Origin of the sequence: Streptomyces synnematoformans, from assembly GCF_039531005.1 — a bacterium.
In the GTDB taxonomy this organism is placed as follows: Bacteria; Actinomycetota; Actinomycetes; order Streptomycetales; family Streptomycetaceae; genus Streptomyces; species Streptomyces synnematoformans.
Map to the genome: position 1 here is coordinate 20,268 of NZ_BAAAPF010000033.1, position 15,966 is coordinate 36,233.

At 72.0% G+C, this 15,966-nt stretch carries 15 protein-coding genes; 11 read left to right on the top strand and 4 right to left on the bottom strand.

Annotated features, from left to right (window positions below; translation table 11 throughout):
• The first annotated feature begins 3 nt into the window (after positions 1-3).
• From nuoH to nuoN, 7 genes are all read left to right on the top strand, one after another.
• Positions 4-1,386, top strand: a complete 1,383-nt coding sequence (gene nuoH / locus ABD317_RS08765) for an NADH-quinone oxidoreductase subunit NuoH (protein ID WP_027754851.1) — start codon at positions 4-6, stop codon at positions 1,384-1,386.
• A complete protein-coding gene (nuoI, locus tag ABD317_RS08770; protein WP_344289222.1) occupies positions 1,379-1,990 on the top strand; it encodes an NADH-quinone oxidoreductase subunit NuoI in 612 nt (203 codons plus the stop codon). Before nuoH ends, nuoI begins: the two co-directional genes overlap by 8 nt.
• Entirely contained in the window at positions 1,987-2,886 is a 900-nt protein-coding gene (locus ABD317_RS08775; RefSeq protein ID WP_344289223.1) for an NADH-quinone oxidoreductase subunit J, read from the top strand. The genes nuoI and ABD317_RS08775 overlap by 4 nt, the downstream gene beginning before the upstream one ends.
• Positions 2,887-2,971: 85 nt before the next feature.
• Positions 2,972-3,271, top strand: coding sequence for an NADH-quinone oxidoreductase subunit NuoK (gene nuoK / locus ABD317_RS08780; RefSeq protein WP_027754848.1), 300 nt, complete (start codon positions 2,972-2,974; stop codon positions 3,269-3,271).
• Positions 3,272-3,283: 12 nt separating this feature from the next.
• Complete coding sequence (gene nuoL / locus ABD317_RS08785; protein ID WP_344289224.1) at positions 3,284-5,191, top strand: NADH-quinone oxidoreductase subunit L; 1,908 nt, start codon at positions 3,284-3,286, stop codon at positions 5,189-5,191.
• Positions 5,192-5,197: 6 nt separating this feature from the next.
• Positions 5,198-6,829 (top strand): NADH-quinone oxidoreductase subunit M, encoded by a 1,632-nt coding sequence (locus ABD317_RS08790; RefSeq protein WP_344289225.1) that lies wholly within the window; start codon positions 5,198-5,200, stop codon positions 6,827-6,829.
• A complete protein-coding gene (nuoN, locus tag ABD317_RS08795) occupies positions 6,822-8,465 on the top strand; it encodes an NADH-quinone oxidoreductase subunit NuoN (RefSeq protein WP_344289226.1) in 1,644 nt (547 codons plus the stop codon). Before ABD317_RS08790 ends, nuoN begins: the two co-directional genes overlap by 8 nt.
• A gap of 87 nt (positions 8,466-8,552) precedes the next feature.
• Here the strand turns inward: nuoN and ABD317_RS08800 are convergent, their stop codons facing one another.
• Positions 8,553-9,785, bottom strand: a complete 1,233-nt coding sequence (locus ABD317_RS08800; RefSeq protein WP_027754844.1) for a fumarylacetoacetate hydrolase family protein — start codon at positions 9,783-9,785, stop codon at positions 8,553-8,555.
• Positions 9,786-9,974: 189 nt separating this feature from the next.
• Between ABD317_RS08800 and ABD317_RS08805 the strand changes: the two genes are divergently transcribed.
• Both ABD317_RS08805 and ABD317_RS08810 read left to right on the top strand, forming a co-directional pair.
• The gene (locus ABD317_RS08805; protein WP_027754843.1) at positions 9,975-10,985 is read left to right on the top strand and encodes a polyprenyl synthetase family protein; all 1,011 of its coding nucleotides are present in this window, start codon (positions 9,975-9,977) and stop codon (positions 10,983-10,985) included.
• A gap of 252 nt (positions 10,986-11,237) precedes the next feature.
• Complete coding sequence (locus tag ABD317_RS08810; RefSeq protein WP_344289227.1) at positions 11,238-12,458, top strand: LolA family protein; 1,221 nt, start codon at positions 11,238-11,240, stop codon at positions 12,456-12,458.
• A 63-nt stretch (positions 12,459-12,521) separates the two neighbouring features.
• Here ABD317_RS08810 and ABD317_RS08815 read toward each other — a convergent pair whose 3' ends face one another.
• A complete protein-coding gene (locus ABD317_RS08815; RefSeq protein WP_344289228.1) occupies positions 12,522-12,977 on the bottom strand; it encodes a VOC family protein in 456 nt (151 codons plus the stop codon).
• Between the two features lie 20 nt (positions 12,978-12,997).
• Between ABD317_RS08815 and ABD317_RS08820 the strand changes: the two genes are divergently transcribed.
• Together ABD317_RS08820 and ABD317_RS08825 are read left to right on the top strand one after the other, a co-directional pair.
• The gene (locus tag ABD317_RS08820) at positions 12,998-13,615 is read left to right on the top strand and encodes a CGNR zinc finger domain-containing protein (RefSeq protein ID WP_344289229.1); all 618 of its coding nucleotides are present in this window, start codon (positions 12,998-13,000) and stop codon (positions 13,613-13,615) included.
• Positions 13,616-13,633: 18 nt separating this feature from the next.
• Positions 13,634-14,098, top strand: coding sequence for an NUDIX domain-containing protein (locus ABD317_RS08825; protein WP_344289230.1), 465 nt, complete (start codon positions 13,634-13,636; stop codon positions 14,096-14,098).
• A gap of 9 nt (positions 14,099-14,107) precedes the next feature.
• On the opposite strand, the gene ABD317_RS08830 is transcribed toward ABD317_RS08825, so the two are convergent.
• Positions 14,108-14,896 (bottom strand): APH(3'') family aminoglycoside O-phosphotransferase, encoded by a 789-nt coding sequence (locus ABD317_RS08830; RefSeq protein WP_344289231.1) that lies wholly within the window; start codon positions 14,894-14,896, stop codon positions 14,108-14,110.
• On the bottom strand, positions 14,893-15,966 hold a 1,074-nt coding region (locus ABD317_RS08835; RefSeq protein WP_344289232.1), incomplete at its 5' end, for a hypothetical protein. The genes ABD317_RS08830 and ABD317_RS08835, both read right to left, overlap by 4 nt.

A 15,966-nucleotide genomic window follows, 5' to 3' on the forward strand; every position in this document is an offset into this window, starting at 1 on the left:
ACGGTGATCGCAAGCGCACCCGCCGCGCACAGCGCGAGCGTCCTCGCCGCGGAGGACCTCAGCTTCTTCGGGGGCGACCCCTGGTGGCTGATCCTGCTCAAGGCGGTCTTCTGCTTCGCGTTCCTGATGCTGACGGTCCTCATCTCGATCGTCTTCGAGCGCAAGGTCCTCGGCTGGATGCAGCTGCGCATCGGCCCGAACCGGCACGGCCCCTGGGGCCTGCTGCAGTCGCTCGCCGACGGCGTGAAGCTGATGCTCAAAGAGGACCTCATCGTCAAGGGCGCCGACAAGGCGGTCTACATCCTGGCGCCGATCCTCGCCGTCGTCCCCGCCTTCATGGCCATCGCGGTCATCCCCTTCGGGCCGGCCGACAACCAGGTGTCGATCTTCGGCGAGCGCACCGCGCTGCAGCTGACCGACCTGCCGGTCGCGATGCTGTACGTGCTGGCCGCCGCCTCCGTCGCCGCGTACGGCAACGTCCTCGCCGGCTGGGCGTCCAACTCGACGTACCCGCTGCTCGGCGGCGTCCGCGCGACCGCCCAGGTGATCTCGTACGAGGTCGCGATGGGCCTGTCGTTCGCGGCCGTGTTCCTCTACTCCGGGTCGCTGTCGACCTCGGAGATCGTCGCGGCGCAGGAGGACCGCTGGTTCGCGATCCTGCTGCCGGTGTCGTTCCTCGTCTACCTCGTCGCGATGGTCGGCGAGGCGCACCGGCTGCCCTTCGACATGCCGGAGTCCGAAGGCGACCTGGTCGCCGGGTACTCCACCGAGTACTCGTCGATCAAGTTCGCGATGTTCATGCTCTCCGAGTACGTGCACATGGTGACGCTGTCCGCGGTGGCCGTCACGCTCTTCCTCGGCGGCTGGCGCGCGCCCGCGCCGCTCAGCACCGTGTGGGAGGGGGCGAACACCGGCTGGTGGCCGATGCTCTGGTTCACCGGCAAGGTCGTCGTCTGCCTGTTCGTCTTCGTGTGGCTGCGCGGCACGCTCCCACGGGTGCGCTACGACCAGTTCATGAAGCTGGGCTGGAAGGTCCTCATCCCGGTCTCGATGGTCTGGCTGATGCTGGTCGCCACCGTGCGGGCGCTGCGCAACGAGGACGTGGACTTCACCGAGATCGTGCTCTACATCGCCGGCGGGCTGCTGGTGATCCTGGTGATGTCCTTCGTCGTGGACATCTTCCGCGACCGCAAGGAGAAGGAGGAGGCGGCCCGCGAGGCGGCCCGGCCCAAGCCGGAGTTCGACCCGACGGAGGGCGGCTACCCCGTGCCGCCGCTGCCCGGTCAGACCCTCCCGCCCGTGCCCCGCCGTCCCGCGCGCCGCGAGCGCGAGCTGGTGGGCACGACCGGTCCCGGAGGCGACACTGAGGAGGCCGACAATGGCTGAGGAGAAGAAGGACAAGCAGGGGTTCGTCAACCCGCTGGCCGGTTTCGGCGTGACCTTCAAGGCCATGTTCAAGAAGCGGCTGACCGAGCAGTACCCCGAGTACAAGAAGCCCACCGCGCCCCGCTTCCACGGCCGCCACCAGCTCAACCGGCACCCCGACGGGCTGGAGAAGTGCATCGGCTGCGAGCTGTGCGCGTGGGCCTGCCCGGCGGACGCGATCTACGTCGAGGGCGCGGACAACACCGACGAGGAGCGCTACTCGCCGGGCGAGCGCTACGGCAGCGTCTACCAGATCAACTACCTGCGCTGCATCCTGTGCGGGCTGTGCGTCGAGGCGTGCCCCACGCGGGCGCTGACCATGACCAACGAGTACGAGCTGGCCGACCGCAGCCGCGAGTCGCTCATCTACACCAAGGACGAGCTGCTCGCCGGGCTGACGGAGGGCATGGTCGACTCGCCGCACGCCATCTACCCGGGGATGACGGAGAAGGACTACTACAGCGGACTCGTCACCGAAGCCGCCCCGGGTACGGAGCGCCAGGTCGCCGTCAGCAAGGGCGAGTCGGCGTCGGCGCCGGAGACTTCCGAAGGAGTCCAGGCATGAACGCCCTCGCCCAGGCCGGCTACACCACCTCCACGGGGGAGGCGACCCAGTTCTGGGTGCTGGCCGTCTTCGCCGTCGCCGGTGCGCTCGGCACCGTGCTGATGAGGAAGTCGGTGCACTCGGCGCTCTGCCTCGCCGGGACGATGGTGATCCTGGCGGTCTTCTACCTCGCCAACGGCGCGTACTTCCTCGGCGTCGTGCAGATCGTCGTCTACACCGGCGCGGTCATGATGCTGTTCCTCTTCGTCCTGATGCTCGTCGGCATCAGCGCCGCCGACTCGCTGAAGGAGACCATCAAGGGCCAGCGCGTGCTGGCGGTGCTCTGCGGCATCGGCTTCGGCGTGCTGCTGATGGCCGGCATCGGCAACGCGAGCCTGAGCACCTTCGACGGCCTTGAGGACGCCAACTCCGGCGGCAACGTGCACGGCCTGGCGGCCCTGATCTTCCGCGACTACGTCTTCGCCTTCGAGCTGACCGGCGCGCTGCTGATCACCGCCGCGGTGGCGGGCATGGTCCTCACCCACCGCGAGAAGACCGAGCGCACCCCGACCCAGCGCGAGCGGGCCGCGCAGCGCGTGCGCGACGGCGTCCAGGTGCCGCCGATGCCCGCGCCCGGCGTCTACGCCCGCCACAACGCGGTGGACATCCCCGGCCTGCTGCCCGACGGCACGCCGGCCGAGCTGACCGTCAACCGCACGCTGCGCGACCGCGGCCAGATCCGGGACGTCTCCGCGCAGGCGCTGGCGGATCTCGCGGCGATAGAGCAGCGCACCGCCGACTACCAGGGCAAGGCCCTGGAGCCGGACACCCCCGCCGACGACGACGGGAACGACGCCGTCAGCACGAACGCCGGAACGGCCGGAACCGGAACGGCCGGAGAGGGAGAGGGACAGTGAGCGACGCACGCGCGGCTGCCCAGCCGCACCCGACAGCGTGTCGTGACGTTCGCCGCGCGGGCGGAGAAGCGAACAAGGTGATGCCGTGAACCCGGTCAACTACCTGTATCTCTCCGCGCTGCTGTTCACCATCGGCGCGGCCGGGGTGGTCATCAGGCGGAACGCCATCGTGGTGTTCATGTGCGTCGAGCTGATGCTGAACGCCGGCAACCTGGCGCTGGTCACGTTCTCCCGGATGCACGGGAACCTCGACGGCCAGATCGTCGCGTTCTTCACCATGGTCGTCGCCGCCGCGGAGGTCGTGGTCGGGCTGGCGATCATCGTGTCGGTGTACCGCTCCCGCCACTCGGCCTCGGTCGACGACGCCGCTCTGATGAAGCTGTAAGGGGACGCACCAGTGGAGTCACTCATCGGATTGCTCGTCGCTGCGCCGCTGCTCGGCGCGGCGGTGCTGCTCTGCGGCGGCAGGATCCCACAGATCGACCGTACCGGGCACTGGCTCGGCACGGTGCTCGCCTTCACGTCCTTCGTCCTCGGCCTGGTCCTCTTCGCCGACATGCTCGGCAGGGAGGGCGAGGAGCGGGCGCTGCACAGCCACCTCTTCACCTGGATTCCGGTCGAGGGTTTCCAGGCGGACGCGGCGTTCCAGCTCGACCAGCTGTCGATGACGTTCGTCCTGCTGATCACCGGCGTCGGCTCGCTCATCCACCTGTACTCCGTGGGCTACATGGAGCACGACGAGCGCCGCCGCCGCTTCTTCGGCTATCTGAACCTCTTCCTCGCGGCGATGCTGCTGCTGGTCCTCGCGGACAACTTCCTGCTGCTGTACGTCGGCTGGGAGGGCGTCGGCCTCGCCTCGTACCTGCTGATCGGCTTCTGGCAGCACAAGCCCAGCGCGGCGACGGCGGCGAAGAAGGCGTTCATCGTCAACCGCGTCGGCGACGTCGGCCTGTCCATCGCGATCATGCTGATGTTCGTCACGTTCGGCACCTTCGCCTTCGAGCCGGTCATGAACTCGGTCGGCGAGACGAGCGAGGGCAAGCTGACGGCGATCGGGCTGATGCTGCTGCTGGCCGCGTGCGGCAAGTCGGCGCAGGTGCCGCTGCAGTCCTGGCTCGGCGACGCGATGGAGGGCCCGACGCCGGTCTCCGCGCTGATCCACGCCGCCACGATGGTCACCGCCGGCGTCTACCTGATCGTCCGCTCCGGCGCGATCTTCGAGGCGGCGCCGGACGCACAGCTGGTCGTCACCATCGTCGGCGCGGTCACGCTGCTCTTCGGTGCGATCGTCGGTTGCGCGAAGGACGACATCAAGAAGGCGCTGGCCGGCTCGACGATGTCGCAGATCGGCTACATGGTCCTGGCCGCCGGGCTCGGCCCGATCGGCTACGCCTTCGCGATCATGCACCTGGTGACGCACGGCTTCTTCAAGGCCGGGCTGTTCCTCGGCGCGGGCTCCGTGATGCACGGCATGAACGACGAGGTCGACATGCGCAAGTACGGCGGCCTGCGGAAGTACATGCCGGTCACGTTCGTCACGTTCGGCCTCGGCTATCTGGCGATCATCGGCTTCCCGGGCCTGTCCGGCTTCTTCTCCAAGGACGCCATCATCGAGGCCGCGTTCGCCAAGGGCGGTACGCAGGGCTGGATCCTGGGCGGCGCGGCGCTGCTGGGCGCGGCGATCACCGCGTACTACATGACGCGCGTGATGCTCATGACGTTCTTCGGTGAGAAGCGCTGGGAGCCGGACGCGAACGGCGAGATGCCGCACCCGCACGAGTCGCCGAGGTCGATGACGATCCCGATGATCCTGCTGGCCGTCGGCTCGGTCGGCGCGGGCGCGTTCTTCGACGTCGGCGAGCGGTTCGTGCACTGGCTGGAGCCCGTCACCGGCTTCGAGCACGGCCACCTGCCGGAGGGCCTGAGCGTCGCGATGGTCACCGGCGCCACCGTCACCTGCATGGTGCTCGGCGTCGCGGCGGCCTGGCTGCAGTACGGCCGCCGCCCGGTGCCGGCCGCCGCCCCGCGCGGCTCCCTGCTCACCCGGGCCGCCCGGCGCGACCTGCTGCAGGACGACTTCAACCACGTGGCCCTGGTCAAGCCCGGCGAGTACCTGACCCGCGGCCTGGTCTACCTGGACCACAAGCTGGTCGACGGCATCGTCAACGGAACCGCGGCGGCGTTCGGCGGGCTCTCCGGGCGGATGCGCCGGATCCAGAACGGCTACGCCCGCAGTTACGCGGTCTCGATGTTCGGCGGCGCGGTGGTGCTCATCGCCGCCACCCTGCTGATGAGGGCGGTCTGATTATCCATGGCTGATGCTGCTTCTTCTACGTTCCCGCTGCTGACGCTCACCGCGGCGGTCCCGGCCGTGGGCGCGATCGCCACCGCCGCGGTCCCCGCGGCCCGGCGCGAGCTTGCCAAGTGGCTGGCGCTGGGGGTGTCGCTGGCGACGTTCGTCCTGGCCGCGGTGATCGCGGTCCGGTTCGATCCGGACGGCGACCGCTTCCAGCTCACCGAGTCGCGGGCGTGGATCGCCGACTTCGGGGTGAGATACGAACTGGGGGTCGACGGCATCGCCGTCGTGCTGGTGGCGCTGACGGCGCTGCTGGTCCCGTTCGTCATCCTCGCGGGCTGGCGCGACGCGGACCCCGCCGGCGGCTCCGCCGCGAGTACGCAGTCGCGCTGGCGCCCCACCCAGGGCTTCTTCGCGCTGATCCTGGCCGTCGAAGCGATGGTGATCATAAGCTTCCTGGCCACGGACGTCTTCCTCTTCTACATCTTCTTCGAAGCCATGCTCATCCCGATGTACTTCCTCATCGGAGGCTTCGGCGACAAGGCCCACGAGCACGGCGAAGAGGAGGCGGCGCGGCAGCGCTCGTACGCGGCCGTGAAGTTCCTGCTCTACAACCTGGCCGGCGGCCTCATCATGCTGGCCGCGGTCATCGGCCTGTACGCCGCCACCAGCGACCAGCTGGGCGCGGGCACGTTCTCGCTGCAGGAGATCCTGCAGGCGCGCGGCAACGGCGAGCTGGAGCTGTCGACGAACACCGAGCGGCTGCTCTTCCTCGGCTTCTTCTTCGCCTTCGCCGTCAAGGCGCCGCTGTGGCCGCTGCACACCTGGCTGCCCAACGCCATGGGCGAGTCCACCCCGCCGGTCGCCGTGCTCATCACCGCGGTGGTCGACAAGGTCGGCACGTTCGCGATGCTCCGCTTCTGCCTCGGGCTCTTCCCCGAGGCCAGCGACTGGGCGACGCCGCTGGTGCTGGTGCTCGCGCTGGTGAGCATCCTGTACGGCGCGCTGCTCGCGATCGGGCAGCGGGACATCAAGCGGCTGATCGCGTACGCCTCGATCTCCCACTTCGGCTTCATCATCCTGGGCATCTTCGCGATGACCAGCCAGGGCCACTCCGGGGCGACGCTGTACATGGTCAACCACGGCATCTCCACCGCGCTGCTGATGCTGGTGGCCGGGTTCCTCATCTCCCGGCGCGGCTCGCGGCTCATCGCCGACTACGGCGGCGTGCAGAAGGTGGCGCCGGTGCTGGCCGGCACGTTCCTGGTCGGCGGGCTGGCCACGCTGTCGCTGCCGGGGCTCGCGCCGTTCGTGAGCGAGTTCCTGGTGCTGGTGGGCACGTTCAGCCGTTACCCGGTGATCGGCATCATCGCCACCGTCGGGATAGTGCTGGCGGCGATCTACGTCCTCGTGCTGTACCAGCGGACGATGACGGGGCCGGTCACCGAGAAGGTCGCCAAGCTGCCCGACCTGCGGGTGCGCGAGGTGCTGGTGGTGGCGCCGCTGATCGCGCTGCTCATCGGCCTCGGCGTGTACCCGAAGCCGCTCACCGAGATCGTCAACCCGGCCGTCGAGCACACCATGTCCGACGTGCAGAAGACCGACCCGGAGCCCGATGTGACCCCTGTGGAGGCCGCGCATGAGTAAGGGTGTCCACAGCCTGTGGATGGCACAGGACGGCGTCGACAAGATCGAGGCGCCGCACATCGAGTACGACCTGCTGGCGCCCACGCTGATCGTGGTCGGCGCGGCCGTGCTGGGCGTCGCCGTCGAGGCGTTCGTCCCGCGGCGGCACCGGTACGTCGTCCAGGTCGGGCTCGCGGTGCTCGCCATGGCCGCCGCGTTCGGCGCGGTCGTCACCCTGGCCGCCACCGGCCACGGCACCGACGAGGCGCAGACCGCCGCGATGGGCGCGCTGGCCGTCGACGGCCCCGCGCTCTTCCTCCAGGGCACGATCCTGCTGGTCGGCGTGCTCGGGGTGTTCACCTTCGCCGAGCGCCGGCTGGATCCGGCCGCGCACGGCAACCGGGTCGACTCCTTCGCGGCGGAGGCCGCGGCGGTGCCCGGCGGCGAGGCGGAGCAGTCCGCGGTCAAGGCGGGGTTCACCACCACCGAGGTGTTCCCGCTGCTGCTGTTCGCGACCGGCGGCATGCTCATCTTCCCGGCCGCGAACGACCTGCTGACGCTCTTCATCGCGCTGGAGGTCCTCTCCCTGCCGCTGTACCTGCTCTGCGCCGTCGCCCGCCGCAAGCGGCTGATGTCGCAGGAGGCGGCGGTCAAGTACTTCCTGCTCGGCGCCTTCTCGTCGGCGTTCCTGCTCTTCGGCATCGCACTGCTGTACGGCTACGCGGGCAGCGTGAAGTACGCGGTCATCGCCGACGTCGTCGCCGGCAACCCGCAGAACATGACGCCGGCGCTCGCCGACACCATGGGCAACGACGCGCTGCTGCTCATCGGCGGCGCCATGCTGCTGCTCGGGATGTTCTTCAAGGTCGGCGCCGTGCCGTTCCACATGTGGACCCCGGACGTCTACCAGGGCGCCCCGACGCCGGTCACCGGCTTCATGGCCGCGGCCACCAAGGTCGCCGCCTTCGGCGCGCTGCTGCGGCTGCTGTACGTCGTGCTGCCGGGCATGAAGTGGGACTGGCGGCCGGTGATGTGGGGCATCGCGATCGTCACGATGGTCGTCGGCGCGATCCTCGCGATCACCCAGACCGACGTGAAGCGGCTGCTGGCGTACTCCTCGATCGCGCACGCCGGGTTCATCCTCGCGGGTGTCACGGCGGCCAACGAGGAGGGCATCTCCTCGGTGCTGTTCTACCTGGCCGCGTACGGCTTCGTGACGGTCGGCGCGTTCGCCGTCGTCACGCTGGTGCGGGACGCGGGCGGCGAGGCCACGCACCTGTCCAAGTGGGCGGGGCTCGGCCGGCGTTCGCCGCTGGTGGCGGCGGTCTTCGCGGTGTTCCTGCTGGCGTTCGCGGGTATCCCGCTGACCAGCGGCTTCGCCGGGAAGTTCGCGGTGTTCAAGGCGGCGGCGGAGGGCGGCGCCACGCCGCTGGTCGTCGTCGGCGTCATCGCCTCGGCCATCGCCGCGTTCTTCTACGTGCGGGTGATCGTGCTGATGTTCTTCAGCGAGCCGCGGCCGGAGGGGCCGGCGGTGACGGTCCCGAGCGCGTTCACCGTCAGCGCCATCGCCGTCGGCGTGGCCGCGACCCTGGTGCTGGGCGTGGCGCCGCAGTACTTCCTGGAGCTGGCCGGGGACGCGGGGGTGTTCGTCCGCTGACCCGTTCCGCGGGGCCGGGGGCCCGGGGGCGCCGCCCCCGGGCCCCCGGCCGTCGGCGGCCGGGTCCGCGGCGGACGGCGCCCCCGCTCAGCCCGCGGGGTTCGGCTTCACCCGGCCGGCGACGTCGGCGAGGGCGATCCGGGTGCCGTTCGGGCCGGGGGCCCAGCCGTCGATGACGACGGTGTCCCCGTCCGCCAGCCACGGGCCCTCGCCCTTCGTCAGCTCCAGCAGCGAGCCCACCTGGTCCGGCTCCGGCCCGCTGACGGTGCCGGAGGCGTAGAGGTCGCCGGTGCGTACGGAGGCGCCGTTGACGGTCATGTGGGCCAGCTGCTGCGCCGCGGTCCAGTACATCGTGGCGAACGGCGGCCGGGAGACCGCCTCCCCGTTGATCCGTACCTCCAGCCGCAGGTCGTAGCCGTGGCTCTCCTCGTCGGCGCCGGTGTCGTCGAGGTACGGCAGCAGCGGGTGCGTACGCTCCGGCGGGGCGACGCGGGCGGCGTCCAGGGCGTCGAGCGGGGTGATCCAGCGCGCGATGGACGTGGCGAAGGACTTCGCCTGGTGCGGCCCGAGGGGGCGCTGCTCCCAGGGCTGGATGTCGCGCGCGGACCAGTCGTTGACCAGGCAGACCCCGAAGACGTGGTCGCGGAAGGCGGCACGGGGCACGGGCGTGCCCATCGGCGACGGCACGCCGACGACGAAGCCCACCTCGGCCTCGATGTCGAGGCGGACGGAGGGACCGAATACCGGGCCGGGCCGGGCGGGAGAAGGCTGCGCCGCGGCCGGGTCGGCGGCGGGCTTGCGCTGGCCCGCCGGGCGGACGACGGGGGTGCCGGACGGGACGACGGTGCCGGCCCGGCCGTGGTAGCCGATGGGCAGGTGCTTCCAGTTGGGCGTCAGCGGCTCCTCGCCCGGGCGGAAGATGCGGCCGACGTTCCCGGCGTGGTGCTCGCTGGAGTAGAAGTCGACGTAGTCGCCGACGTCGAACGGCATGTGCAGCGTGACGCCGTCCAGGCGGTGCAGGTGCGGCTCGGCGGCGGCGCGGTGCGCCGGGTCGGTCAGCCAGGCGGTCACCTCGGCCCGTACGGCCTGCCACACCGGCCGGCCCGCGGCCATCAGCGGGGCGAGCGTCGGCGCGGCGAGCAGCGCGGCGTGCGGGGAGCCGGCGGCCGCCGCGACGGCGGCGGTGTCCAGAACGGAGTCGCCGTAGCGGACGCCGACGCGAGGGTTTGCGCCGGAGGCCGTGGTGAAGACGCCGTACGGAAGGTTGTGCGGCCCGAAGGGATCGCCCTCGGGCACGTCGAGCGGGCTGTGCTCGGACATCGCGGAGTCCTGCCTCATCGTGGTCGGTGGGCTGGGGACCTCAGGTTACGACCCCCGGGTCGTCCTGGGGGAAGCCGCCCGACGTGATCGTCACGTGACCGGCTACGCTGCGAACGTGGTGCATGGTGGTTGCTAGCGACACATCGACAATCTGTTCCACGTGAACGTCTGCAGACAGGAGGAGCCCTCGTGACCGTGGTCGCGCCCTTGGGGCTCAGCGTTCAGGACCGGGCCCTGGAAGCCGATGTCGAGGCCGGTCTTGCGGCCGTCGAAGAGGGCCTTCTGGAGGCCACGAAGAGCGATGTGCCGTTCATCACCGAGGCCGCGCGCCATCTCGTCCGCGCCGGCGGCAAGAGATTCCGCCCGCTGCTGGTCATGCTCTCCGCGCAGTTCGGCGACCCGCACGCGCCGGGCGTCGCGCCCTCGGGCGTCGTCGTCGAGCTGACGCACCTGGCCACGCTCTACCACGACGACGTGATGGACGAGGCGGCCGTGCGCCGGGGCGTACCGAGCGCGAACAGCCGCTGGGCCAACTCTGTCGCCGTCCTCACCGGCGACTATCTCTTTGCCCGGGCGTCGCGGATCCTCGCCGACCTGGGCCCGGAGATGGTCCGCATCCAGGCGCAGGCGTTCGAACGGCTGGTCACCGGGCAGATCCTGGAGACCGCGGGGCCCGCCGAGGGCCGCGACCCGGTGGACCACTACCTGGAGGTGCTCGCCGGCAAGACCGGCTCGCTCATTGCCGTCTCGGGCCGCTTCGGCGCGCTGACGTCGGGTGCGGACGAGTCGGTGGTGGAGGTGCTGACGCAGTACGGCGAGCGCATCGGCATCGCCTTCCAGCTCGCGGACGACCTGCTGGACATCACCAGCGACGGCGACGAGTCCGGCAAGACGCCGGGCACGGACCTGCGCGAGGGCGTGGCCACCCTGCCGGTGCTGCACCTGCGCGCCGCCGCCCAGCGGGACCGCCGGCCGGAGGACCTGGAGCTGGCGGCGCTGCTCGCCGACGACCTGACCGACGACTCGCGGCACGCGGAGGCCCTGGCCCGGCTGCGCGAGCACCCGGCGGTGGCGCAGGCCCGGCGGGACACCGTGCGGTACGCCGCGGAGGCGCGGGCGATCCTGACGGCGCTGCCGCCGTGCCCGGCGCGGACGGCGCTGGAGGGGCTGTGCGACGCGGTGGTGGACCGGGCAGGGTAACCGTTACGCCTGCGGTCCGCGAGCCGATGGCCCGTACACCGACCGGGACCGGGCCCCTCCAGAGGCGGATGCCGTCATACGACAGGAGTAAGGCAAGCTGCGCCCAGGGGCTGACGCCCCGGGCCGCCCGGTTTGGTGGGATGGTTTACAGCCCTCATACGGCGGATCGGGTGACAATGACCCGATGGGGCGGACGAGTGCGACGCAGCAGCTGACTTTCCGCGAACCACCGCGGACACGGAGGTACTTCCCATGGCACTGATCCCACCGGAGCGACCCTACGACGAGGCCGAGGACCTCGCCGAGGACCTCGCCGCGGCCAGGCGCAGGAAGGCGGTGCGGTACGGCGTACCCCTGGCCGTCGCGGGTCTCGCCGCCGCGACCATAGGCCTGGTGCCCGCGCTCGCCCAGGACGACGGCCCGAGCGCGGACGACGTGACGGCGAAGGAGCTGATCGCCAAGGCGCTGGCGTCGGAGGTCGAGTCGGTCGACGGCACGGTGAAGGTCAGCACCGACCTCGGCCTGCCGTCGCTGCCCTTCGGCGGCATGGGCGGCGGCGAGGGCGCGGACCTCTCGCGGCTGCTCTCCGGCGACACCAAGCTGCAGGTCGCGGCCGACGGCCCGGAGAAGCAGCGGGTCACGGTGGAGGGCTCGGACGGCGACCACACCGTCGTGCGCAACGGCGCGGACGTGTGGACGTTCGGCGGCGACTCCGACGAGGTCTCCCACTCGACGCTGACGGATGCCCCGAAGGGCAACGACTTCGAGCTGCCGAAGGACCTGCGGGACGCCACTCCGCAGGAGCTGGCCGAGCGGCTGCTGAAGGCCGCGGACGACACGACCGACGTGGACGTGGCCGGCACGGCGCAGGTCGCCGGGCAGGACGCGTACGAGCTGCGGCTGACGCCGAAGCAGGGCGAGTCGACGGTCCGGGACATCACCGTCGCGGTGGACGCCGACAACGGCGTGCCGCTGCGGGTGGCGCTGACCGCGGACGACGGCAAGCCGGTCGTGGACGTCGGCTTCACGAAGGTGGACTTCGCCAAGCCGGACGCGGACCTGTTCGCGCCCCCGGCGGGCGCCGAGGTGACGGAGCGGGACCTCGGCAAGGGCCTCGACAGCGGCCATGGTGAGCCCTTCTTCGGTGAAGGCTTCGGCGACTTCGGCAAGGACGGCGGCGACTGGACGGACAGCAACAACGACGGCGGGCACAAGGAGGGCATGGGCGAGCTGCCCGTCGGCCTGGAGGACGTGCAGGTCCACGGCGAGGGCTGGGGCTCGATCGCCGAGATCGCGCTGCCCGGCGACGCGCTGGGCGGGGAAGGGGCCGGTGCGGCCCTCGACTTCTTCACCGAGAAGACCGACGCCGGCCGGGTCTTCGAGAGCCGGCTGGTCAACGTGCTGATCGCGGACGACAGCATCTACGTCGGCGCCGTCACCCCGGAGGCCCTGCAGGCCGCCGCCGGCGACTGACCGCACCACCGCCCCCGAAGGCCGCCGCGCGCCTCCCCGCTCGCGGCGGCCTTCGCGTGCGTGTCAGTGGACGCAGAACTCGTTGCCCTCCGGGTCCGCCATGATCGTCCACTCCCCGCCCTGCTCCCGCACCTGCCGCAGGACGGTGGCGCCCGCCGCCGTCAGCCGGGCCGTCTCCTCCGCGCGCCGCCCGGCCGCGGGGTGCAGGTCGAGGTGGAGGCGGTTCTTGGCCGCGGGCTTGGGCTCGGGGACCTGGTTGAAGAGCAGCCGCCGGCCCAGACCGGCGCCGGAGGCGGGGTCGTACGGGTCGTCGGGGTGCCGGACGGCGGCGGCGGTCCGCCAGGCGCGGCGGTCGCGGTGCCGGGTCAGCACGTCCTCGGGGACGGCGCCGGCGGCGAGGAGCTGCTCGATGAGCGGGCTGTTGTCCTCCACCTCGTAGCCGAGGGCGGCGGCCCAGAAGTCCGCCTGGGCGTGCGGGTCGAGGGCGTCGACGACGACTTTCCAGTGCGTGGGAACCATGTACCGGTTATACTGGTTACATGGTGGACGAGGCAAGCGACCGCGCCCCGGGCATCGTGATGCGCCCCCCGGACGGCCAGGTCTTCCACTTCGACCCGGGCGCGCTCAGCCTGGAGTTGCTGACCACGGGCGGCCCGGGCCCCTTCGCGCGGTTCGAGACGCTGCACACCCCCGCGGACGTCGCGGCCTGGGCCGCGGCCAGCCGGCTGCGCCCCGCGCCGGAGCTGGCCGTCACGGCCGCCGACGTCCCCGCCGTACGCCGCCTGCGCGACGCCCTCTTCCGCCTCACCCGGGCCCGCGCCCACGGCACCCCCCTCCCGCCCGCCGACCTCGCCACCCTCAACACCGCCGCCGCCGCGCCCCCGCTGGCCCCCCGCCTGACCCCCGACGCCGCCCCGGCCTGGACCGGTACCCCCGCCGCGGCGCCGCAGCTGCTCTCGACGGTCGCCCGCGACGCGGTGGATCTCTTCACCGGCCCCTACGGCGGCCGCATCCGCGAGTGCGCGGGGGAGCGGTGTTACCTGCTGTTCGCGGACACGTCCCGCCCGGGCCGCCGCCGGTGGTGTTCGATGGAACGCTGCGGCAACCGCCACAAGGTCCGCGCCCTCAGGGCCCGTCGCGAGCCGGGCCGCGACTGACGCGTCGAAGGGAAGCCCGTGAAGCGAATCGTTGCCAGGGCGTGGAAACTGCTGCGCGGCTCCCTCCAGTGGCGCGTCCTGTGGTTCACGCAGGCCAAGTTCATGATCGGCGTGACCGGCGTGGTGCGGAACGACCGGGGGCAGGTGCTGCTGCTCAAGCACCGCATGTGGCCCGACGCCCGGCCGTGGGGCCTGCCGACCGGCTTCGCGGTCAAGGGCGAGGAGTTCGCGCAGACCGTCGTCCGGGAGGTGCGGGAGGAGACGGGCCTGGAGGTCGTGCCGGGCCGGCTGGTCCGGGTGAAGAGCGGCTACCGGCTCCGGGCGGAGATCGCGTACGAGGCGCGGCACGTGGGCGGGACCCTCAGGCTCGACGGCTTCGAGATCCTGGCGGCGGAGTGGTTCAGCCCGGACGCGCTCCCGGAGGGGCTGCAGGAGTCGCACGCCCGGCTCATCCGGGCCGGGGGCGGCCCCGCCGCCTCCTGACGACCGCGGTCAGCCCCAGGTGAGGGGGTCGAGGTGGAGGTAGAAGCGGAGGCGCTCGGGGTCGGGGGCGGTGCCGTAGCGCTCGGCGAAGGCGGCGTCCTGCCGCTCCGCCTGCCGCTCGTCCGGCCACGTCTCGCGGGCGCTGGCGAGGACCAGGGCCAGGTCGGCGTGGCGGTCGGCCAGGCCGAGGCGGCCGAGGTCGACGAAGGCCGCCGCGTCCCGGGTGTGCGGGTCGACGACGATGTTCGCCAGGGTGAGGTCGCCGTGGCAGACGACCGTGTCGGACGCCTCCTGCTCCCGGCGCCGGTCGAGCTGCGCTTCGACGCGGGCCAGCAACTCCCGGGCGGGCGTGTCCTGTTGCTCGACGGGCAGGAAGTCGGGGTTCACCAGGTCGCAGGCGACGACGGCGCGGGCGACCGCGACCATCAGGTCCAGATCCCGGTGGAACGGGCACTCGGCGGCCGGCACCGCGTGCAGCGCGCGGACCGCCTCCGCGAGGCGTCCCCAGCAGGCCCGCAGGTCCGCCGCGGACAGCTGGTCGGCGGGCACGCCGGCGACCGCGCTGGTCACCAGGCAGGCGCCGGAGCCGTCCGAGCGGAAGTCGAGCACGCGGGGCCCCGGTACGCCCTGGGCGGCCAGCCAGACGGTGCGGTCCCGCTCGCCGGCGAGTTCCTCTGCCACCTCGGCGGGTACGTGCTTGGCGTACCTGGTGCCGTCCGCGCTGCGGAAGACGGCGGCCCCCGACAGGCCCGTGGTGACCGGCGTCCAGTCGGCGTCGTCGGCGAGGAGGGGGTTCACGGCTTGCGGTCCATCCGGTAGTGCAGGACGAGGAACGGGATGCCGAAGACGGAGAAGGCGTGCTCGGCGCGGAGCCGGCCGTCGCCGGTGACGTGGACGTCGAGCCGCTCGGCGAAGCCGGGCACGCCGAGGGTGGTCAGCTCGCGGGTCCCGGCGTCGATGTACGTGAGGTAGTGGCCGGGGTGGTCGGTGCCGTCGGAGGCGTCGGCGTGGCTGGTGAGCGACAGGCCGCCGCCGGGGCGGGCGCGGGGGAGGAGGGTGGCGGTGAAGCTGGCGTGCGGGAGGGGGAACCCGACGCTGACGTAGCCGCGGCCACCGTGCCGGTAGGTGGTGTAGATGCCGACGTAGATGGGGTCGTCGGTGTCCGCGAACGACCGGATCCAGCCGCGGACGGCCGTGGTCCGGGCCGGCGCATCGTCGGCGGCGGTGGCGGCGGCCGCGGGCGGGGGAGTGATCGTGTCGATGCGGCTGCGCATGCCGCGGAGCATCTCGCGCTGGTTCATCGGCACGTTGGCCTGGCCGAGGGGCCGGGCGACGAGGGTGCGGTAGAGGAGGTAGCCGGGGCGGACCCAGAGGCGCCAGCGGGGTTCGATGTCGAGGGTGAAGCGGGCGGTGTGCTCGTAGAACTCCCGCACCCGCGGGTCCACTTCTGCGGGGTCGAAGCCGGGCCCGGCGAGCGCGTCGAGCGAGTCGACGATGCCGACGTCGGGCGCGTCCGCGGTGTAGGTGCCGCCGAGGACGCCGGCGAGGTCGCGTACGTACGAGGTCCCGACGTACGCGGAGCGCGCTTCGAGCGGCACGACGAACGGCAGGTCGTCGGCGGTGGCGTCCTCGGCGACGAGGGTGACCTGCTCCTCCCGGAACACCAGCGCGGACACCACCCGGAACGCCACAACGGCACCCCCCGCCACGGCCGCACCCCGCGCGGCGACGGTCCCGGGTACCCCGGGGAAGGGAAGGCCGCGGCGGCGCAGCGGATATGCAAGCGCGGGGCGTGCGGAGGCGGAGGCGTCGCGTGGCCTGGAGCCGAGCGCGCGCATCGCCGCGCGGCCCGGGCCGCCGGCGCGGTC